Source organism: Variovorax ureilyticus, from assembly GCF_050632185.1.
GTDB classification, from domain to species: domain Bacteria; phylum Pseudomonadota; class Gammaproteobacteria; order Burkholderiales; family Burkholderiaceae_C; genus Variovorax; species Variovorax ureilyticus_A.
In genome coordinates, this window is sequence record NZ_CP192579.1 from 3,005,478 (window position 1) to 3,023,796 (window position 18,319).

At 59.7% G+C, this 18,319-nt stretch carries 22 protein-coding genes; 15 read left to right on the plus strand and 7 right to left on the minus strand.

Features of this window, described 5'->3' with window-relative positions; genetic code table 11:
* Positions 1-88: 88 nt before the first annotated feature.
* Both ACQ858_RS14825 and ACQ858_RS14830 read left to right on the plus strand, forming a co-directional pair.
* Positions 89-508, plus strand: coding sequence for a KAP family P-loop NTPase fold protein (locus ACQ858_RS14825; protein ID WP_431273456.1), 420 nt, complete (start codon positions 89-91; stop codon positions 506-508).
* Between the two features lie 634 nt (positions 509-1,142).
* Positions 1,143-1,442 carry a hypothetical protein gene (locus ACQ858_RS14830; protein ID WP_431273457.1) on the plus strand — a complete coding sequence of 100 codons (300 nt, stop codon included), beginning with the start codon at positions 1,143-1,145 and terminating at the stop codon, positions 1,440-1,442.
* Between the two features lie 1,081 nt (positions 1,443-2,523).
* Here ACQ858_RS14830 and ACQ858_RS14835 read toward each other — a convergent pair.
* The 4 genes from ACQ858_RS14835 to ACQ858_RS14850 all read right to left on the minus strand — a co-directional run bounded on the left by ACQ858_RS14835 (position 2,524) and on the right by ACQ858_RS14850 (position 5,365).
* Positions 2,524-3,513, minus strand: a complete 990-nt coding sequence (locus tag ACQ858_RS14835; RefSeq protein WP_431273458.1) for a hypothetical protein — start codon at positions 3,511-3,513, stop codon at positions 2,524-2,526.
* Positions 3,513-4,343: a hypothetical protein gene (locus tag ACQ858_RS14840; RefSeq protein ID WP_431273459.1), complete on the minus strand. Its 831-nt coding sequence runs from the start codon at positions 4,341-4,343 to the stop codon at positions 3,513-3,515. Before ACQ858_RS14840 ends, ACQ858_RS14835 begins: the two co-directional genes overlap by 1 nt.
* Positions 4,343-4,741: a hypothetical protein gene (locus tag ACQ858_RS14845; RefSeq protein WP_431273460.1), complete on the minus strand. Its 399-nt coding sequence runs from the start codon at positions 4,739-4,741 to the stop codon at positions 4,343-4,345. The genes ACQ858_RS14840 and ACQ858_RS14845 overlap by 1 nt, the downstream gene beginning before the upstream one ends.
* Positions 4,742-4,873: 132 nt before the next feature.
* Positions 4,874-5,365, minus strand: a complete 492-nt coding sequence (locus tag ACQ858_RS14850) for a GIY-YIG nuclease family protein (protein ID WP_431273461.1) — start codon at positions 5,363-5,365, stop codon at positions 4,874-4,876.
* A 335-nt stretch (positions 5,366-5,700) separates the two neighbouring features.
* Between ACQ858_RS14850 and ACQ858_RS14855 the strand changes: the two genes are divergently transcribed.
* The 10 genes from ACQ858_RS14855 to ACQ858_RS14900 all read left to right on the plus strand — a co-directional run bounded on the left by ACQ858_RS14855 (position 5,701) and on the right by ACQ858_RS14900 (position 13,870).
* Complete coding sequence (locus ACQ858_RS14855) at positions 5,701-6,321, plus strand: T6SS immunity protein Tdi1 domain-containing protein (protein WP_431273462.1); 621 nt, start codon at positions 5,701-5,703, stop codon at positions 6,319-6,321.
* Positions 6,322-6,402: 81 nt separating this feature from the next.
* Positions 6,403-6,966, plus strand: a complete 564-nt coding sequence (locus tag ACQ858_RS14860) for an ASCH domain-containing protein (RefSeq protein WP_431273463.1) — start codon at positions 6,403-6,405, stop codon at positions 6,964-6,966.
* 40 nt (positions 6,967-7,006) lie between these two features.
* Entirely contained in the window at positions 7,007-7,615 is a 609-nt protein-coding gene (locus ACQ858_RS14865) for a hypothetical protein (RefSeq protein WP_431273464.1), read from the plus strand.
* A 2-nt stretch (positions 7,616-7,617) separates the two neighbouring features.
* On the plus strand, positions 7,618-8,208 hold the full coding sequence (locus ACQ858_RS14870) for a DUF4272 domain-containing protein (protein WP_431273465.1): 591 nt from the start codon (positions 7,618-7,620) through the stop codon (positions 8,206-8,208).
* 139 nt (positions 8,209-8,347) lie between these two features.
* Positions 8,348-9,508: a hypothetical protein gene (locus ACQ858_RS14875; protein WP_431273466.1), complete on the plus strand. Its 1,161-nt coding sequence runs from the start codon at positions 8,348-8,350 to the stop codon at positions 9,506-9,508.
* A 512-nt stretch (positions 9,509-10,020) separates the two neighbouring features.
* On the plus strand, positions 10,021-11,004 hold the full coding sequence (locus ACQ858_RS14880) for a hypothetical protein (RefSeq protein WP_431273467.1): 984 nt from the start codon (positions 10,021-10,023) through the stop codon (positions 11,002-11,004).
* A gap of 598 nt (positions 11,005-11,602) precedes the next feature.
* The gene (locus tag ACQ858_RS14885) at positions 11,603-11,893 is read left to right on the plus strand and encodes a hypothetical protein (protein WP_431273468.1); all 291 of its coding nucleotides are present in this window, start codon (positions 11,603-11,605) and stop codon (positions 11,891-11,893) included.
* An 82-nt stretch (positions 11,894-11,975) separates the two neighbouring features.
* Positions 11,976-12,683 carry a hypothetical protein gene (locus ACQ858_RS14890; protein WP_431273469.1) on the plus strand — a complete coding sequence of 236 codons (708 nt, stop codon included), beginning with the start codon at positions 11,976-11,978 and terminating at the stop codon, positions 12,681-12,683.
* Between the two features lie 127 nt (positions 12,684-12,810).
* Entirely contained in the window at positions 12,811-13,527 is a 717-nt protein-coding gene (locus ACQ858_RS14895) for a hypothetical protein (RefSeq protein ID WP_431273470.1), read from the plus strand.
* A gap of 73 nt (positions 13,528-13,600) precedes the next feature.
* On the plus strand, positions 13,601-13,870 hold the full coding sequence (locus ACQ858_RS14900) for a hypothetical protein (protein WP_431273471.1): 270 nt from the start codon (positions 13,601-13,603) through the stop codon (positions 13,868-13,870).
* A 198-nt stretch (positions 13,871-14,068) separates the two neighbouring features.
* Here the strand turns inward: ACQ858_RS14900 and ACQ858_RS14905 are convergent, their stop codons facing one another.
* The 3 genes from ACQ858_RS14905 to ACQ858_RS14915 all read right to left on the minus strand — a co-directional run bounded on the left by ACQ858_RS14905 (position 14,069) and on the right by ACQ858_RS14915 (position 15,774).
* A complete protein-coding gene (locus ACQ858_RS14905; protein ID WP_431273472.1) occupies positions 14,069-14,251 on the minus strand; it encodes a hypothetical protein in 183 nt (60 codons plus the stop codon).
* Between the two features lie 195 nt (positions 14,252-14,446).
* Positions 14,447-14,794: a hypothetical protein gene (locus ACQ858_RS14910; RefSeq protein ID WP_431273473.1), complete on the minus strand. Its 348-nt coding sequence runs from the start codon at positions 14,792-14,794 to the stop codon at positions 14,447-14,449.
* Complete coding sequence (locus ACQ858_RS14915; protein WP_431273474.1) at positions 14,752-15,774, minus strand: hypothetical protein; 1,023 nt, start codon at positions 15,772-15,774, stop codon at positions 14,752-14,754. Before ACQ858_RS14915 ends, ACQ858_RS14910 begins: the two co-directional genes overlap by 43 nt.
* Positions 15,775-16,635: 861 nt before the next feature.
* Between ACQ858_RS14915 and ACQ858_RS14920 the strand changes: the two genes are divergently transcribed.
* From ACQ858_RS14920 to ACQ858_RS14930, 3 genes are all read left to right on the plus strand, one after another.
* A complete protein-coding gene (locus tag ACQ858_RS14920; protein ID WP_431273475.1) occupies positions 16,636-17,265 on the plus strand; it encodes a hypothetical protein in 630 nt (209 codons plus the stop codon).
* Between the two features lie 240 nt (positions 17,266-17,505).
* Positions 17,506-17,655 (plus strand): hypothetical protein, encoded by a 150-nt coding sequence (locus tag ACQ858_RS14925; protein ID WP_431273476.1) that lies wholly within the window; start codon positions 17,506-17,508, stop codon positions 17,653-17,655.
* Complete coding sequence (locus ACQ858_RS14930; RefSeq protein ID WP_431273477.1) at positions 17,645-17,992, plus strand: hypothetical protein; 348 nt, start codon at positions 17,645-17,647, stop codon at positions 17,990-17,992. Before ACQ858_RS14925 ends, ACQ858_RS14930 begins: the two co-directional genes overlap by 11 nt.
* The last annotated feature ends 327 nt before the right edge of the window (positions 17,993-18,319 follow it).

Here is an 18,319-nt window from a genome sequence, read left to right on the forward strand (position 1 = left end):
TGGCTTGGATGGAGGCGCTGGCCGGGATGCCCAGTCCACCTGGACGTTCCCTTGGAGGTAAAACACATTGACAAAGCAAGACCAAAAGGTGGAACTCGGATTCGACCGGCCGCTGTCTTCGACGACTGCGCTGGACGATGACAAGCTTGGCCGCCACGGCTTCGCTCAGGCGGCAATCAACGCCTTGGGACGGGTCGCCTCCGCAGCAGGTTTCGTGCTCTCGGTTGAAGGCGCATGGGGCAGTGGCAAGACTTCGACCCTGGCAATGATGCAGGCGCTGCTCCAAAGCCAAGAGTCGACTCCGGTCATCGTCCATTTCAACCCATGGCTCGTCGGCGACAGGGACGCGTTGCTGCGGCACTTTTTGTCGAAGATTGCCGCCGCAGTCAAGCTCGCGGACCACGCTTCCGACGGCAAGAGGGTCGCTCGCGAGCTTAAGGCTTACGCCAAGGTCTTTGACTTCATCAAGCTGGTCCCGGGCGCCGACCAGATGTGGGCAACCTGCTGATGTGGGCGCACGACGCTGACAGCCATCGGGGCATTTGCCTGGAGTTCGACCTTGATAACAACGTGTTTTCGGGCGCATTGCGGTGTGACTATCTGGCAGCATTCCCGCTGATGAGGGTCTACGACGATTCTGAAGAGGGGCCCTGCAGGTGCTGCTCGCTAAGGGCGATGCATGGTCGTACGAGAAGGAGTACAGACTTATCGCACAGGAACGCAGCGTCGCAATTGAAGGCGCGGACACATTGCTGACTGAGGGTAGCTATTCCCGGCAGAATGAATGACGCGGTTCGCGGCCAGAACCAGTCACTCGGCGCCCGGGCTCAACCTGCCCATTGCCAATCTTTGCGGCGCGTGCACAACGGCTTCTCCGAGTTCAGGTGTTGCCCGTTGTGAGGCGCATGCCAACCAGCTGGGCGACCACAATTCAGCTACGACCATTCTTGATGGCCGCCCGGGGTGGGCGTTCGTACCGAGGCCGCTTCTTTCAGAATGAGAAGTCACCAGGCTCACCAGTTGTTCTCTGCAATCGACTCGACCCTTGAGTTCTTTAACCTGGACTCCATCTCAATTCAGTAGGCGAGCCTAGGAGAAGCGGTCTCGGCTACGTTTCATCGAGAACATCAAGGAAATCGAGAATGAAGTTAGAAAATGCGAGCGAGGACGACACCAAGAAGATGCTCACCGACCTGGAGCGGCGATTGGGTCGATTGGAGACACGAGGCGGGAACATCTGGGCTGCGGTGTCAGCGGCGTTATCGCTGGGTGCCGCGGTGGGTTGGTTCTCCTCTGCCGCTGGACAAAAGAGCGCGACGACCGTCGCCGATTTACCCGTAGCAGCAATCTTCAATACATTGTCGGTGAACGCGAACCTTCTGGCGGCGTCGGCGTCATGTCTCGCGGCGTTGGCAGCTGTGATGAGTTTCAGCCGCAGCTAGCGCTGCCCCAGTAGCGTTACGGTGAAGACCGTCGACCTAGAGGGGGCCAGGATGCCGCTTGTCCTGAAGGGCGCACTCGTGACCATCGACCAGCAGCGCCTACCGTCGTTGGGGTTGAAGCCGCGGCCGCGAAGGGCTGACCGCACCGCGCGCCAGGACCAGACATTCAGCATCGACTCCCAATGGCTAAGCAATACATGCATGTGCTCTGAAAAAAGAAGCTCCGACAACCCGGAACGTGAGATGGAGCCGGCTCGGCTAGACGATGTTGGGGCCATACCGGCCGCGTTCCTCGCGCGCCTCACGCCTTTAGAGCCTCTCTTTAGGCAACACAAGTACATAGACTCGCTCACGCGAGACCCTCGTGCGGGGCGGCTGCAGGACGACTTGGAAGACTACCTGCGGACTCAATCCGTCCGTGGGTACCACTGCACGCGGGAGCCGATGCCAGGGTACTTCAGCACCCAAGGTCTCCGTTTGACGGATATCGCAGGCCATCAGGCGGAGTTTCTCGCGCAGTGGGGCCACCTTTTCACCGACAGCGAGAAGGAGGACATACGCCGCGCGTGGACCAGACACTTCGTCGGTACCGGTCAAGAGCGAGCGCGAAATGGGATGCTCTGGTTTTGCCTGACTGAGTGCACGGCGCGGTCATACGGGACGCGAGTCTTTTTCGACCTCTTCGGTGGGGAGGCAGTGTTCATGCCGCTGAAGGACCATCCAACCATTGCTCCGAAACTGGGGAAGATTGGGACTCCGGTCATCGTTGAAGTGCGCCTGCAGCCTGGGACGACGGCCCCGCTGCGCTTGGCGCTCCCGCTTCTGAGCGCATACCATCGCACCATCCGGCCTGATGCGCACGTGTGGGAGGCAGAGACGAATATCCGCCAACCTGTCCCGCCAGCGGACGTCTTGGCTGTCACCCCCGTCTGAACGGGCCGCGGCAGTTGACCTGTCGGCGCCGCCGGATGCGGCAGGCTGTACGCGGGCCAGAACCCGTCATTCGCCAACGCCTCCAAATTCTCTCTAGACCGGGTACCCTTCGCGCCTCCAGGCAACTATGGGCGCTGTTGTTTGCACCTCAAGGGCTTTTCTCCGGGTCAGGATATGGTCGCTGCACCTTCGCGGCCTCTTTCTGCAAGTCCCGCTGCACCTTTGTGATGGCTGAGCTGACGCGCGCTTTGAACTCAGCGGTTTGGGCTTCAAGTACCGACGTGTCGCCATGCACGTCCAATTCTTTGCGAGCGAGGGCCATGACCTTGGCAAGACGCTCCATCAGCTTGGACGTTCGTGCGCCGACGAATGTCAGGTATTCGCTTCGCAGCCTTGCCTCTTCTGCAATCTGGTCGTTTCTCTCAACCCGGCCTTGATTGATGCCTGCCGTTGCGTTCGCCAAGAAGTCCTGCACCAAGCGCTGTCGCTGCTCTTGAATGGGGTCGGGATGGGGCACGAATAGGCGTGCCGCGACAAGGTGCGATTCCCGCTCCATCTCCAACCGCTGAATCTCGGCGTCGATACGAGCCAGCCTCTTTCTCGCGAGCCAGACAGGCTGGCACTGCACCATCGCGTCGAAGAACAGCTCGTTGATGTCGGCTTGCAAAGCTCGCACCTCGGCGACGGTTTCGACCTCGGCCCACAGCCAGATTTTGTTCACCGTGGCGTTCATGGCGGCGAGCTCCTCAATTTCCGGGCCGGCCCTGGTCATTTCCTGGCCTGCGAGACCACCGATGAGACTGGCGGTCTTCTTGAAGTCGTCGATGAACACGTCAAACAGCGTCTTGCGTGACTCAAGTGTGCGGTCGAGCCGCGCTTGTTCGCGGTCGCTCTCGACCTGCCTTGCGGCGGCATCACGTGCTTCCTTGAGCTGCCTGTTCGTGTTCCAGACTTGGTAGGCCGTTGTCACGATGAGGGCGATGCCGGTCAGAACTGGACCCCACATCGCGGGCTCAAGGCCGAGGTACCTGTCGTCCTGCGATTTCGGCGGAAGCTGGATGGTGATGGCCTGCGTCGCCGGGACGATGGTAGAGACGGAGTACGGCGCTGGCGTAGGTTGGGTCGCGACCTCAGTCATCAACGTTTCTCCCGAGCCTGCGAGAGGTCTCTCTCCAAGCGGTGCAACTGCTCAATGAAGGCCTTTGCCTCTTCCTGTATCTGGGTGTCAATGCCCAGGATTCGCATGCGCTCGCCGACGACCGTGCACATCAGCTCGTACACCAAGTTCATGACCTTTGCGAGTTCCAAGACTGCCAGGACGACCGCGTCGGGGCCATGCATGAAGATGGCCTGGATTTCGAACTTGTCGTCGCCCTTGGGGGTGACGGACGAGTTGAGCTGAATTCCTTCTACGTTGGGGTGTGCGCCCAGGTCTATTGACTTTTCGTACGCCTCGCTCAATGCCGGGCCAAAGCGAGGGTACTCGGTGATGACCTCCTGAATAAGCGGCGACCATGCAAACAGCTTTCTCGATGCTTTGCGCCCTGCCTCGTCGTCTGCCCGACCTAGCCATGCGACCCGGTGTTCATCCGACCTCGCGCACTTCCACGCGTACACCGCGGACTCAATGATGCTGCGAAGCAGAACTGTGCTCTCAAAGAGCTGACCACTCAGTGCAAGGCGGCAGGCCGCACGAAATGTGCCGAAGGCCCGCATGAAGAGTTGCACCGAAGGCCGTCTTGCCGCATCTACCTCGTGGAAGAGGACTTCCGAGCGACCAACAAGCGCGTGGTCAATGCGAATCAAGACGTCGACCCATTCAGGGAGGCCCGCGACTGAGGCCAACACCTGCTCTTCGGTGAGGCCGAGAAACTCGGTGAGTGCGTCACGCCGCCAGCGCTCAGGTACTGCTCTTCGGTCTTCCCACCGACTCAGCGCATCGACGGAGCCAACTGTCGTCGTCGCCATCACGCCTCCTTGCCAGTCAGCGCGTCGCGCACCTCTCGGAGCCGACGGAGCAAGAAGTACCAGAGGTACGGAATTGCGAAGACAACCAAGACCAGCGCGCCGAGGGCATACCAGAGGTACGGTGCCCTTTGCCGGCTTTCATCAAGGAGGTCCGCAATCTCCTTCTGTGTGCCGACCAGCTGAGTGCCCTTGCCTTTGAGCTCGTCTATCTCGAAGACGTTGCAGAACAGGCGGAGGTCCAAGCCAGTCTGTTTTCGCTCGACGACCTCTTCGGCCTCACAGCGCTCAATGGCCTGCATCAGCTGGCGCTCGTGTTGCCAATTCCGGAAGTAGCCGAAGCCGCACATGACGGCAGCACCGGCTAGACCCACGACCAACGCACGGGCTCCTTTGACCATTCCTCGCTCCTGGCTTGTTCGGGAAATTCTAGGAGGCGGCACTTGTTGCTCCGGGACCCGGAAGCAAAAGCCGTCTTGACGCGGGAACGCGCCCGGGGTTGCTGTGACGTTTCGCGGCCAATAGGGGATGTCCTAGCCAAGCACGACTTTGATGAGTTGACTGACTTCCTGCGGAGTGGTCATGAACCATTCTGTACCAGGCGCATCGTGCTTGCGTTTACCTCGCAGCGTAAGTACGGCATGAAGTGCACGCTCCAGATTGTTTACATCTGCGTGCTCATATGTCCCAAGAACCTCTGGCTGCTCCGGCATTGATGTGACCTGCTGGGCAATACGAATTTCCGGACTGTTCCCACGGCCAATTTTGATTGGGAACGGGCCGTCTGGTCGTTTGTATGCCGGGAAGGTGTACCAGTACACAGCCGGCTGTACGCCCGTGGATTCGGCTATCTCCTCTTCATCCTCTTCGACCGCAGTCTCTGTTTCTGTAGCCGCAAGCCCAACGAGCACGATGCCATCGCTCATGGTCGCAGTGAACATCGACGGACTTTGCTTGACAAGGAGGCCAAGGCGAATGCGGTACTCTCGACGGGCCTTCGCCTCGTCTTGGTCGTACAGGCCCATGATGTGCGCGTGGTGCGCGGGAAACATTGCCCATACCGCCGTACTGAGGTCGCGTACGACATCTGCTCGCCGTTTTGCCTAAGCACAGCCAGCACCATCTGCCTCACGGTCAACGTCTCTTCGCTCATCCTCGCTCCTGTAGTACGTGCGAGATGGACTGTAGCGGACAGGAAAATTCCGCGCCAAGCCCGCCCTGGCGATGGCTCCCCTGTAGTGATGTATTGACGGCCTCGCCCGGCTACAGTCGGGCCAGGAACGGTCATTCGGCAACGAGCCAGAATCTGGCCTGAAGCAGACACTGCTCGCACCACCAAACCAAGCTCAAGGACTTCCAAGTGTTCGAGACCTTCAGGAACGTGTTCCAGCCAGACGAGCGTGAGGACCTCGCCGTCGCGCAAGCTACCCCCAAGTCGGGCGACCCGGAGGTTGACCAATTGTTGGAGCAGTTCGGGGGGCAGTCCTTCAACCAAGGCATCTATCGGGTCATCTCGGCCGGCGCGGTAGCGCGTTGGGCAGAGCGGGCGACCAACGCATTTCCTCGCTTCGTAGGACGAGTCACTCCATTTGGGGTGGATTGGCTAGGCCGGTTGTTTGCTTTGGACTCGGCGCGTCACGTGGACGGCATGACCGCAGTCGTGATGCTGGAGCCGGGAACCGGGCAAGCACTGGAAGTGCCCTGTGGCCTCGTCGCGTTCCACGACGCCGAGCTCGTCCAGTACATGGAAGAAGCACTGGCCGAGGGCTTCTACAAGAAATGGCGTGCAACGGGCGGTGCTGCGCCTCGTGTCGGTCAATGTGTCGGGTACAAAAGACCTCTCTTCCTTGGCGGCGCCGACACAACGGACAACCTTGAACTCGCGAAGCTCGAGGTGTACTGGGAGACTTCGGCGCAGCTGCTCGACAAGACGCGCGACTTGCCCGTCGGCACGCACGTGAACAATATCAGCATCAATTGAGCGAGCTGTGCCCCCGCCCCGACATGATGCTGTCGGGCCACAACCAGTCATTGTCTTCGGGCCTCCAATTGCTCGCCAGCTATGAACGTTCCCTCAAGCATCGCGACGTTCTGGGAAGCCATCCGCGCCGAGGGCGGAGGAGCTTGCTCCGCCAAGTTCTACGAAGCGTTCCACTTCGCGGACAACGAATTCGATGCCAATGCACTTGCGAGCCTCGTACTCGCGGGCGTAAAGCGGGCAACGGCCAGCCTGGTCTGGTCCTTCGAGAACGAGGGACGCTCGCCACCAGAGCCGGGTGCTCTCAGCGTCGTCACCTACTGGGATGGAAGACCCGCGTGCGTCATCGAGACCCTGGAGGTCGAGGTCTTACCATTCGAACAGGTCGACGCCGCGTTCGCGGCCAGCGAGGGGAAGGCGACGGGTCGCTGGGGTACTGGCGGCGCGTTCACTGGGCCTACTTCGGCCGCGAGTGCGTGCGCGTGGGCCGAGAACCAAGTCTGGTCATGCCTGTTGCGTGCGAGCGGTTCCGTGTCCTGTACAGAGGCAGCCCTTGACGGTAGCTGCGCCAATCCGTCCGTCGAGTGCATCGTCCGGCTACAGTCGGGCCAGTACCGGTCGTTCGCCGCCGAGGCAGAATTCGCCTGAAACCAGTCGCTCATTGCGCATGAGCAAGGAGAGCTCGAAGGTGGAACTGGACCACATTTCTTACGTCGGCCCCGACCTTGACCCGGCCGACCCCGTGCTGAGTGGCCTGCCTAGGGTGCTGGCGCGCCTGCTTGAGCAGGTGAATGGGTTCGTTCAGTTTGATGGTGGCCTGCACGTTCGAGGGGTCTGCGAGAGCCCGACCTGGCATAGCCTATCGGCGGTCATGTTCGGTCCGAAGGCTCTACATCTTCGCTATCCCGGGTTGTCGGCGACGGACATCCCTTTTGCGCAAGATTGCCTCACCGACCAATTCTTGCTGAGGGACGGAGTGGTGTGGAAGCTCTGGGCTGAGACCGGAGAGTTGGAGTCGCTCAATCTTGGGCCGTTGGAGTTCCTCGCCCAAGCGGGCACTGACCCTGTGGGATTTCTTCAGATGCAACCTTTGTTGCAGTTCCTCAGGGGCGGCGACCGACTGGCGCCGGGACAGGTCCTCCATGTCTACCCGCCGTTTAGTACTCGCGAGTCGAAAAATGGAGTCTCAATCAAAGCAGTCCCATGTGAGGAGGCGCTCGACTTCCTAGCCGACTTCGCTCGGCAGGTTGCTCAGATTCCTGACGGCTCGCCGTTCCAGGTTCGAGTGACGCCTTGACTATGGAAGCATCCAGGCAGAAGGCGCTTGCGCTCGCCGCGTCGTTGGGCCTCCCCGTGGGAAGGCACTTACCACCAGTCGGAGGGCGCCTTCGGCCACCTACCGCCCTCCTCGAACGAGCGCTGTGTCTCAATGTCGTAGCAGCCGTCTCGTTCGGCCTTCCGTCGCAGACTGGCCGCAGGTGGGTCGAGCGCGAGGGACTCTGGTTCGGCCTGACCTCAGCGGAGCGGAAGCTTCTCGCTGGACCGGCGCTGGCTGCGTCCACCTTTCGAGGTTCCGTCCATTCGTTGTGCGCGTTCGCTTGGTTATTGGGTTTGGAGCCGCTGCTGTCACCGATTTCGCCGATACCCGGTGACCTCGTCAAGCTGCTGCCAGACCTGAAATCAAATGAGTCGAGCGAGCGGTTTCGCTCGAAAGTTCGTTGCGTGACGGAAGCGGACGCCCTTGCGATGCTGGACGTGTTCTATTGCGTTCACTGGGGCGTCCGAGAGACCGGTTCGTCGGTGCGCTTTGAAGGACTCGAAGAGCGACGCAGGGCGCTTGAATGGTCGCTGAGCACACAGAGGTGGGACGAGGTATCGCTTGATACTTGAGCCAGCGAGCGCTTCCCCTAGGTCAGAATCGGGCCAGCATCGGACCTTCATGCCTGCCTTCCAATTTGCCAAGAACTGACCGACGGACATGACCCAGATGCGCACACTCGTCACGTCCGGCTAGATTGATGGAAGTCGGTTGCTTGCCCCGGTATCAATGCATCGGCTTGCAGTTATATTGCAGCTATTGCTGCATAGTTCGCTGAAGGTAGGTCTCAGTAACAGAAACCGCAGCGGCATAGCCTTATTTCTCTTTGCTCTCGGCGCGGGTGGGCCACATAAACCAAAAATGAAAAGAAAAATACGCAGTTTCGGTGCAGGCTGCGCCGCAATGTTGATTTTCTCCGGTTGCGGCGGGGCGCCCATCTTTCCCGCGCCAAGCAGAGATTACGAATACAGGGTGAGCTTGAAATATGATGGGCGAACGGTGGTTGCCGACACTCCAATCCATTGCAATTTCTGGGACCCGCAAGCTCCTTCAGGTCGAGGTCCAAGATGGTCTTGCGACAAACGGTTCACCGCTCAAGGTAGTTTCCCAGACGGGAGTAATTTTGTCGCAATGCTCGGACCTCGAGTTCAGGCGATACCTGAATTTTGGGCAAACGACAAGCCGAATCCCCTAAGAGCCGTGGGTAGCGAGCTGTTTATTACGGACAAGAAAAACCCGGTCCACCTTTTGTTTGCCAATCAGAACGGAGACAAATATCGCGGGCTTCCAATTTATTTCGACGAATCAAATATCAGGTTGAGTTCAATCGGAGAGGAAATCCCGAAGCCCAACACACCGGGCGAACAAGACAGAATTAGTTTTTACTCGATAACTTTGGCCAAGATTTCATTGGAGGCGGCGTCGCGTAACGGCCCATTCCGGGAGTATATTTTCGTGCCGTGGAACAATGGCGTCATTCCAAATTTGCAAGATGGAGTGGCGCCATACCCTGAGCGAGGAGGAAAGTTGAGGAGCGGAACTTTTGGCTCTTTTTCGGCAATGAACGAACTACAGTCCGATTTCCTCGAGTCACCAGATGGCGCCACCTGGACACCTAGGAAAAACTCCGACATTGCGGCAGATTTTTATCCAATGCCAGCATCTCCTGAAGTGCAAGGAGAAAAATTTGAAAATAGAAGCTACATACGACAGGTTCGCTATGGTAGCTCTTTAATAGATGTGCAGGCAACTCGCAATTCGGTGCGGGTTCTATTTGACGAGGCTCATCAGGAATTTGTGATTATTTCTGTTGTGGAGCGACTTCTATACTATCCAAAAGGAAAAATTAAATTTGATTCAGAGGTCAAATAAAGCGCTTCCCCAACATTTGGCTTCCGGGCCAAGAGCGGTCCTCTGGGCCGCGTCATCAAATGTTTCGGCGGAGCCGGGGCCTTCAAATACGGGCTAAGGGGGCGGTCCGAGTGCATCAACGAGACCGAGGATGCCAGCGAGAATAAAGGCAAGGAGGAGCACCCCTGCAGGAACAGCGGCCACGACTGCACATCCCAAGATGAGTTCCACGGCAAAGGACCGTAGTTTTGCGATGTATTTCATTTGAGGCCGACAGTATGGCTCCATGCGCCGCCCACCGGCGGCCCCTCACAGCCCGTCCGTCTGGTTGCGTAGCCACAAGCGGGCGGTCGACCCCGCCTCAGAAATCAAAGAAAACCGGACGCTCGCGGCGCGCGCACAACGGTTTGATTGCGAGTCGGGAGTGCATTGCCTGAAGCGGGTGCACACAAACCAGTCCGTAGGAACAATCGGCCGAGAGACGACATGCTGGACGAGTGCCTAAGGACGGGCCTCGACAGACGTATTCGACCATGACCCCAAAAACTCGACCCAAATTCGAATGGCGGGTGCTGGCGCTATGCCTTGTGACCGGCATCGCATCCATGTCAGTGTTGCGCTGCGCCATCTCGCAAGTTGCTGGGCCCAGCGCATCGCCCAACCCAGCCTCCGCAGCGCAGGCAGTACCGCCGACACCGCCGCTTCCCCTGGACACGCCAACCACTCCCGAGAACTCGGACTTGGTGGACCTCGAAGGGCTGCTTCTGCGCATTCCGGCCAACGTGCCATCGCACGTTATCCACCATGTGGATGGCAAGCACCGCTTCGGCTTTGGCTTCTGGTACCCTGAGTTAACCCCCACGTGGCTTTGGGACCAACGTCCGCCGCCCAGCCCAAGGAGCTTCAAGGTGCTGGTGCTCACGGCCGACCGCACCGACCCCTCGATTCCGCTGCCTGACACCACACATGGGATGGCCCTGTCGCGCCGGCCCACTCCTTCGGAGATGAGCAACAGACACGACGGCTTTGGCCTTGCTGCTTGGGGTGACCCGATATTGCTCCGGCCATCGAAAAAGTATCCCGAGTTGCTGGATGCCTCCGAGTCTATTGAGCAAATTCTCAAAGACCATCCGGAGCGGGCGTATTTGCTCGCCCCACCTCGAACTCCCGAGGAAGCGCAGAGTCGCGCGCGAGCAACTGCCGAGATGGAAAAATTCCGTAAGGAACATCCCGACTTGGTTAAGACTTGGCCTAAATCTCCTTCGCCGCACAACCCCAATGACATCACGTACCAAGCACCACCCAGCGCTTCCTACGAACTCGCCGTTCGCTGCGACGTGTCCTTCTGCAGAGGCGATGTCCTGATGAAGGGTCTCAATATCCAATACTTCCTGCAGATTGCCGACAACGGCCATCTGACGGATGCCGTTCACGCCTCAAACCGATTGCTGGAAACCTTCGTCAAGAACGCTGACAACGAGCGCGACCGCGCTCAAGCTAAGCCCGACTCCAAATAGAACGTGCTCGAAGTCGCTCTTGGTTCCATCAGTGGTTGGCAGTTCGGCCACGCACCCGATGCCATTTTTGAGTTGACGAAGTTGCGCGGGCAAGCGGGCTTCCGATGGGTTGGCTATCGAAGCGTCTGACCGCTTTGGGCACGCGACGAACGGCCGCTTCGGAGCGAGCCCGATGACCGGTTAGGGGCACGTACCGGACATCCGCCGCGCTCCGAAGCGGACGCTTGACACGCTGCTGTCGAGGTATGCGGCACAACCAAGATGAGCAAGTTGGCAACGATGAGCGGGCGGACCTCGCGGTCAGGTGCCCACCGCGCGGCACACGCCGTCGAGTCTCGGTTGCGCCGAATCGGGGCGCTGACTCATATCGCTGCCTGCCCCTTACGAACCACAAGTCCCACACCCCATCGCCGGAATTGCGGCTTCATATCACGAAGCGCCATAGTCGAGGGCCAGCCCTCATCGCTGCCCGTCAGGCGTCCGTAGTCCCCTGCCAGCCCAGCACTCGAGGGCTGGTAGGCCAACGTCGCGCGTCAATCTCGCAGCGCAAGAGTTGGTCGTCATTCCTCAGGTGCAACTCGAATCGGAGAGCAGACCCTTGAACCATACTTCCTGGCCGAAGACCGTCCGTCCTCGCACATTTATTCATCTCTTCATCGAGCAATGCGAGGCTATTCGCGACCAGCAGGAGTTTCGCCGTACGCGGGTTCAAGCTGTACTAGACACACGAGAACTTCTTGCGCAGCTCGCAGCGAGCGAGTTGCACGACCCCCGCGGCCGCGCCTTCGCGCAGCGCGCGAAGCAACTTCTGTTGTACTACCCAACCCAGCTGGACTTCCCCTTCGTCGACCCGGTACCAGGGGTGGACTCCCCGGAAAGGAAGGGCTGACCGTGACATACCCGCAGGACCCCGACGTCACCTGCTGCGTGCGGTGATTCACACTGTTGCAGCCGGCCTCTTGGAGAATCGAATGATTCGTGTCGTCGAGTGGGCGGTGCTGCAACTACCAGCCGACGAGCGATACCTCATGGGCGTAAATCGGAATACCCGCGAGGCCATCATCTCGGCGCCTCTAAAGTCGTTCTCCCCAGAAGACCGTCTCGTCGACGACAGCGATGGTCAGTCGTATGAACTGACCGACATCGGACTCGTCTCAGTCCCCGCCCGACGCGCTTGGCGGCACTGGTGCCGTGAGCGCGGTGAGCCGGAATTCGTGGAGGTCACAGAAGAGTACGAAGCCGCAATTTCCGCAGCCGCACAACTGAAAGCGACCGTCCGCGGGCACACCGACGAAGGGATTGATACCGAAGAGCATGAGCAAACGGCGCTTCTTCGAAAGCGGCAACTCGTCGCCGACGGTCACCTTGTTGCCAGCAATGCGATGTCCTCGTTCCTCGGAGGGCCCATAGAACTTCTCGAAGCGATTTCGAGGGGACGCGTTTTCTACGTCGAGGTCGATGGAACGCGGTTCTACCCCACCTTCTTTCTCGACAAGAAACTCAATCCGGCAAGGGTCGAGCGGGTCATGCGAAAGCTCGTCGGACTCGATGTATGGGGCAGATATCAGTTCTTCACAACGCCGCAAACGTCACTCGACGGCATGACCCCCATCGACGCCCTCAAGCACGGGCTCACCGCCCAAGTCGAAGAGGCCGCTGAAGGCCTCGCCGAGCGCTGACGCGCGCCCCCTTCCCGCAACATCCTGAGATTTGTGAATGAGCAGTCCAGCGCCTAAAACGCCGATTCGAATGGAGGTTGCGTTCAAAGATGCGCAAGCGCGGCTCGAGCAGCTTGGCGATTTGGTCGTGAGCCAAGACCTGGAGCTCGTCCTGAAAAGGCCAGGCGAGTTCGACGTAGCGCTGATTGATGCAAGACGCCTGGAATACTACAAATCGCTCGAGGCTTCGCTCCAGCAGTCCCCATCTCGGGAGGTCGTCGAGCCGCCGCTGCCCCCTGACACTCCTCCTTCTAGGCCCGCGCCAGCGCAGAGATTTCTTGCACTGGCAGCCGACTATTACGTCACGAACTCACTCGTCTCACCTCGACAAACGATAGAACGATATCGCATCGAGTGCGACATACCTGTAGCCGAAACTGCATACGTTTCTGTGTGCGTCGGCGACGACCTAAGCCGCGAAACGCTCCTCGCGAGCTGGAAGCAGTTCAACGGTCGTGGGATGGGGCTCGCGGAGACGGTGTTGCGGTGCTACTGCCTAGCTCGTTTCGGAGCGGCCGAACTGCCGCTTGTCGAAGGCGACTATCCGGAACAATTCACACAAGTCGTCCTTACGATACATGAACATACGGACCATGTTCTGGATTCACCGCTGCTCCTGCTTTCGGCTTCGCTCAGCGGTGACGAGTGGTCTGTCGAATGGTCTCACGCGGGAGTCGCACATGGAATCCAGACCTGGGACAAGTCGAACGTCGGGCAGCTTGACCCGCTACGACTGATATGGAATGTCGCGCAGAAGTTGGACGGAAAGTCTCCGGCGACATGGAGGGACCAGAACACCGCGTAGCACCCTTCCGTTTTAGACGCGGCTCAAGCGGGCGTGAGTGCCTACACGTTGCATCCCACTTCAAAGGAACAACATGTACACGACTCAGGAACTCCCGACCGCATATTACTCGACCCTCGCGCATCTTGACCGGCTCGCGGAGCAGTGGCGAAGAACCGGCGAGTGCCCACCGGAAACGGGCACGCTCTCTTCGGGTGAGTACCGCGCTTTAGCGATGGTCGCTGGACGAGAGACTGAACTTCGCACCCCCATCCTCGATTTCCTGTCGCTGGACGGGTTGCTGCAACGTTGGATTCTCGAGACGTGGGGGAGACCCAGCCTCGTCGGTATGCGGGTCGGCTAAGCCTTCGACCAGCACCAGCTTGATTCTGAGCAGCGCTCCCTCGCGGGTTCGCTGCTCTCACTCTTCGGGAGCTTAACCTCGCTCCTTGAGCTCCCGACTTCGTCGACGAAATCGGCCAGTAGTTCGGGCGGACATGGTTGCGCCGCCTCAAAGAATGAGCCACCCAGCGGGTGGCTCATTGAACTTGGGTTCTGCTGGTCAGGCTGCCGCGTTCTCGGCGCCCGCGTTTGCTGCAGGTTTCGCGATTTTCGAGGCTTCGAAAGCGATGATGAGCAAGGTGCCCGTCGGCTTGCCTTCACGGGAGAGGTAGAAGTCAGCCTTCAGCTTGCCAGTGACTTTCACGAAGTCCCCCTTCGCGAGCCCAGGGTCGACGTCTTTCATGATTCGCACGGTGTACCACGTTGGGTCCGCATCAACGCCACGCTGACTCTCGCAGACTCTCAGCTCGTAGTAGCCCCTTCCTGGAGATGACTTCGACTCCTTCCGGGTCGGCGGCACAGCTACGTTGCAATAGACTTGCATTTTTATGTCCTTCAATGATTGTGTGATGGACCGGTCCATCACTTCATATAGGCATCAGGATTCAACCGCCTGGCGCTTTGGCCGCCGCTTCGGCGGAGGCAGTGGCGACTTCGCCTCTGGCCACGGACTCAAGTCCTTCGGCCGGAAGTACGGCAGATAGTTCTCGGGAAGCCAACCATCGGGCGTGTGCTTGCTACTCTCATCACCGCGCACCTTTGAGAGCCAGGTCGGTATCTGCTGGATGACGATGTATCCACGGCGTTCGGCCACCTTCACATTCCGCCCGTCAGGCGTCTTGCTCTCAACGTCGCTCCACACTTCGAAGTTGTGCGCACGCGGCTCATCGCAGGGCCGCCACTTCAGGTAGACGGTGTTGGGTTGGGCCCCGTTGAGTTCAAGCACTGGCTCGTTTGATTTGGGCAGGAGCTTGCATGCCAGGTCGTAGGTGCGCTTCCAAATGGCATCGGTGCGCGCCCAGACCACGACGTTGCGCAGTTCCATGCCGTTCTCCAGTCTCTTGCCAACGCTTTTGAAAAGTTCGACGAGAACTTTTCCCTCGGGCCTCCGCGCTTGCTCCAGTCGACCTCGAACCAGGTCGCGTCCTGCCCGTCGTTGGCAAGTGCATCGGGCCAAAGGAACGCTGTTCTTGGCGGTGTCTGGACGCCGTCATTGCCTCCTTCTGGCTTACGGTTCACCGGCAAGGCGACCCGTAGCAATCCCGGCGCTTTGCCCAAACCGCGCCGCCGGCGTTCCGCATTCAACTCTGCCTTCAGTTCATCCTCGGTGACCGCATGCAGTTGCCGTGCTTTGCTGCACATCACGATGAACGACGCCCATAGCTGGTGTATTGGGTTGTGCTTTCCACTCACGCCCTGAACAGATGCCCGCGCATCGACTCCACGGGCGCGCAGATAGCGCGCGCCCCTTTCCGTGAGCCCGTAGATGTGTTGACTGCGGTCGGTCAAGTACTCGTTGACGTATCCGGCAGCCTTCAGGCCGCCCATGGCTCGTTGCGCCGCCTTCAGTGCAGCGTTGAATCCTCGGTTGGCAAAGCAGCCGACCACAGCATCGAAGGTGCGAATCGACCTGAAGCGGTTCAGCAACGTGAGCACTTCGAGACGAATCCTGTCCTGCAAGAGACGCGGATTGAGCCCCTCGGAAGCACCGCGGTCGACACGGTGGCGCTTACCGTGGCCTTGCCGCTGCCGCGGTGGCACGGGTTCCTCCGTCACGGCAGCGCTGGCCAGCGCGCCACCGTGGCCTTCCTCGAGCTGCCCCTGAGTATCGAGCGACACTTTTGATGGGGGCTGTTGCAGTGGGCGAGTCGAATTAAAGAGCTGCTCGGCTGTTGGTAGAGCCTGTTGTTGGTTGTCGTTTGGCATTGGGCAAGGCGTAGACGTATTCAAGGCCGCACGATTCGCCGACATTCGGTGGTGCGGGATGTACCTGCGTGTAGCCATCCCTGTTAATGAGCCTGTATATGTCCTACGAGGACCTTGCACCACGTAGGCGAGCTCTCGAAAAAACCTCCTTCAAGGCCTCTCAGCACGGCCGCTCAAGGGCGGGGGTCAACTGTTTCTTCCCCTTGTGCAGCCTCGCGCGCCGGGGGGCGCGCGTCCTCGATGTATTCGTCGCGACGTCCATCAAGGCGACTGTTCCGTCGCCCGGCTTCGCCGTGGCGAAACCCCGCCGCCGACCCCAGACCTCTCCTCAAAGCCACATGTCCTTCTTGGTCGCCGGCTCCAACTCTCTCCTCAGCAAGCCGTCCCATCGACGCTTGCCCCCTATGTCGAAGGCAAATGTGCTCTCATCGACATGCGGGGACCCCGCGCGTACCCGGACGACGTCTCCGACCTCGTCCCACCCTCGATGCCTGCCTGCGCTGGCCGGCGGCGGGGTTTCGCCCCGCCTCAGCCCGGCCCTGTCGCGAGCAACTGTCCCTCTTTCATGTGCTCTCAAGGCCATACGCGACCCACGCACGCGGCAGTGGACCGTCAAGGCAAGCGGCTGCACGCCGCTCTGTCCGCCCGCTGGTTTGACCGATGAAATGCCGTCAGGTGCCCTCGGGCCGGGCGTTCGAGAAACTGTTCTGACCGATGGCGAGGGTGCCGTCGTGAGCTCCCTCAGCACCGAGGTCGGCTGCAACCGCCCACGGTGTTGCCGAACCTTTTGGCACCGGGGCGTAGGGTGAGCTAACACCCGGCTCTATACGAAGCATCAACAACTGTCTTGGAGACAAATCGATGCTCAGAGTTTTCTCAAACAAGAATGACGCGCGAATCGTCCGCCGCATCTATGTGTCCGTCACGCCGAAGATTCGAGTTCCGAAAGAGTTCAATCTCGGCAACATCCCGTACACCGCAACCGAGATTCCGCCTGGCTTCCCCGAGGACGGCTCTGTGCTTTCCGATAGGGAGAAAGTCGAGCTGCAAGAGAAATTCTTCGACCTTGCTCCGGCAAAGCTGAAAGAGCAGCAACGCGCGGAACTGGAGAAGCGACTGGACCCACAAGAGCACCTCAATGCAGCGCGCGATGCGCTCCAGGAAATCGTGGCCCGCAGCACGGAACGCGCAGTCGACATGGAGGTCTTGCAGGGCCTGCTTGCGTTGCTGTTGCGCGTGCGGTGCGAGGACCCGACCTTCTGCCTCGAAGCGGCAACCATGAGTGTGCTTGCTGCTGTCGAGAAGGCCGAAGCCGGTGCGTTCGGCGTTCGCCCTGATGGCGTCAACTTGGCGGACATGCCGGTTAACCAAGTGCGGTCCAAGCTCAGCGAGGCCCTGGGCCAGTTGGTCGCTCCCCTGCGCCGGTACGGGCTCACCAAGAAGGAGACCCACCAGGGTTCCGGCCGACGACCGAAGACTGCAGCTCGCTGACTTCAACCGACGCACTCGGCCACCGGGGCTTCCGTTGAAAGCTTCATGCCGGGCACAGGCCCGGCTTTTTTCATCAGCTGCGGGTATCCCTGAACCCAGGCGGGGTCTTCGCCGGATGCCGGGGCGGTATCCTGATGGGCCCAGCGCAGTTGTACGTGGCGTTGCGCCCGCGCTCAGCTGCGGCGCCGTAGACTGCTGCGCAAACCCCTCTGACACGACTATCAAGACCGGGCCTTTCCGATGAATTTCGAGCTTGAGCGATGCATGTTGCCTGGACGACGGCTCCGCGACTGGAATCCTTCCCCACGCATTGATACGGATGCGCTCACCAACCAGACCGCACGCCGCATCATGGCCAAGGCCGAGAATGACCACTGGAATGGACAATAGCGGCGATGGAGAGCGGGCGCCGTCCTCCCCAAACAATGCGCCCATTCGCATAGCCAAGGAACTCGCAATGCAGTTTGGCCAGTTGCTTGACGACCGCGCCCTACCACTGGGCCCACTTCAAGAACTCAATGCGATTGCAATCCTTGCTGGTGCGGACAGTTGGGACTCATTCAAAAGCGAGCCAGAGCGCTATAGCGGCGGTGCTGATTGCAGGCAGGTAAGAGCTGAGGAGGTGTTGCGCTATCTCAACAGCCAGCCGACTGTCCGCCCCTTTGGCCCGGCCACGCTTTTGGAAGTTCTCAACCGCCTGGTTCTGCCTGGGAACTGGACGAAGTGATTGGCGAACGAGGTTGGTAGCGCGTTCCCGATTCTAGGACCCGGCCGATTTTGCATTCACCTGTAGTAGCACTCGCTATAGGCCTTGACTCATCGAGAAAGGACTTATATATGAGCGAGCGGCGCAAGTACGACGAATCCCGCATTTCCTCGTCGTAGCCCTCCCGCCAGTTCCGAGCGTTCTGCTCGAACCCTCACTTCGAGCCAGCAGTCCGCGGACCGGATGTATGTCGACGTCGAGTCAATATGAGTTGATGTCATTCATGGCTGTTGTTCCGCCCGCGCGCCCGCGGGGCGTACCGCCTAAAACGAGTCAGGGTCTGCAGCT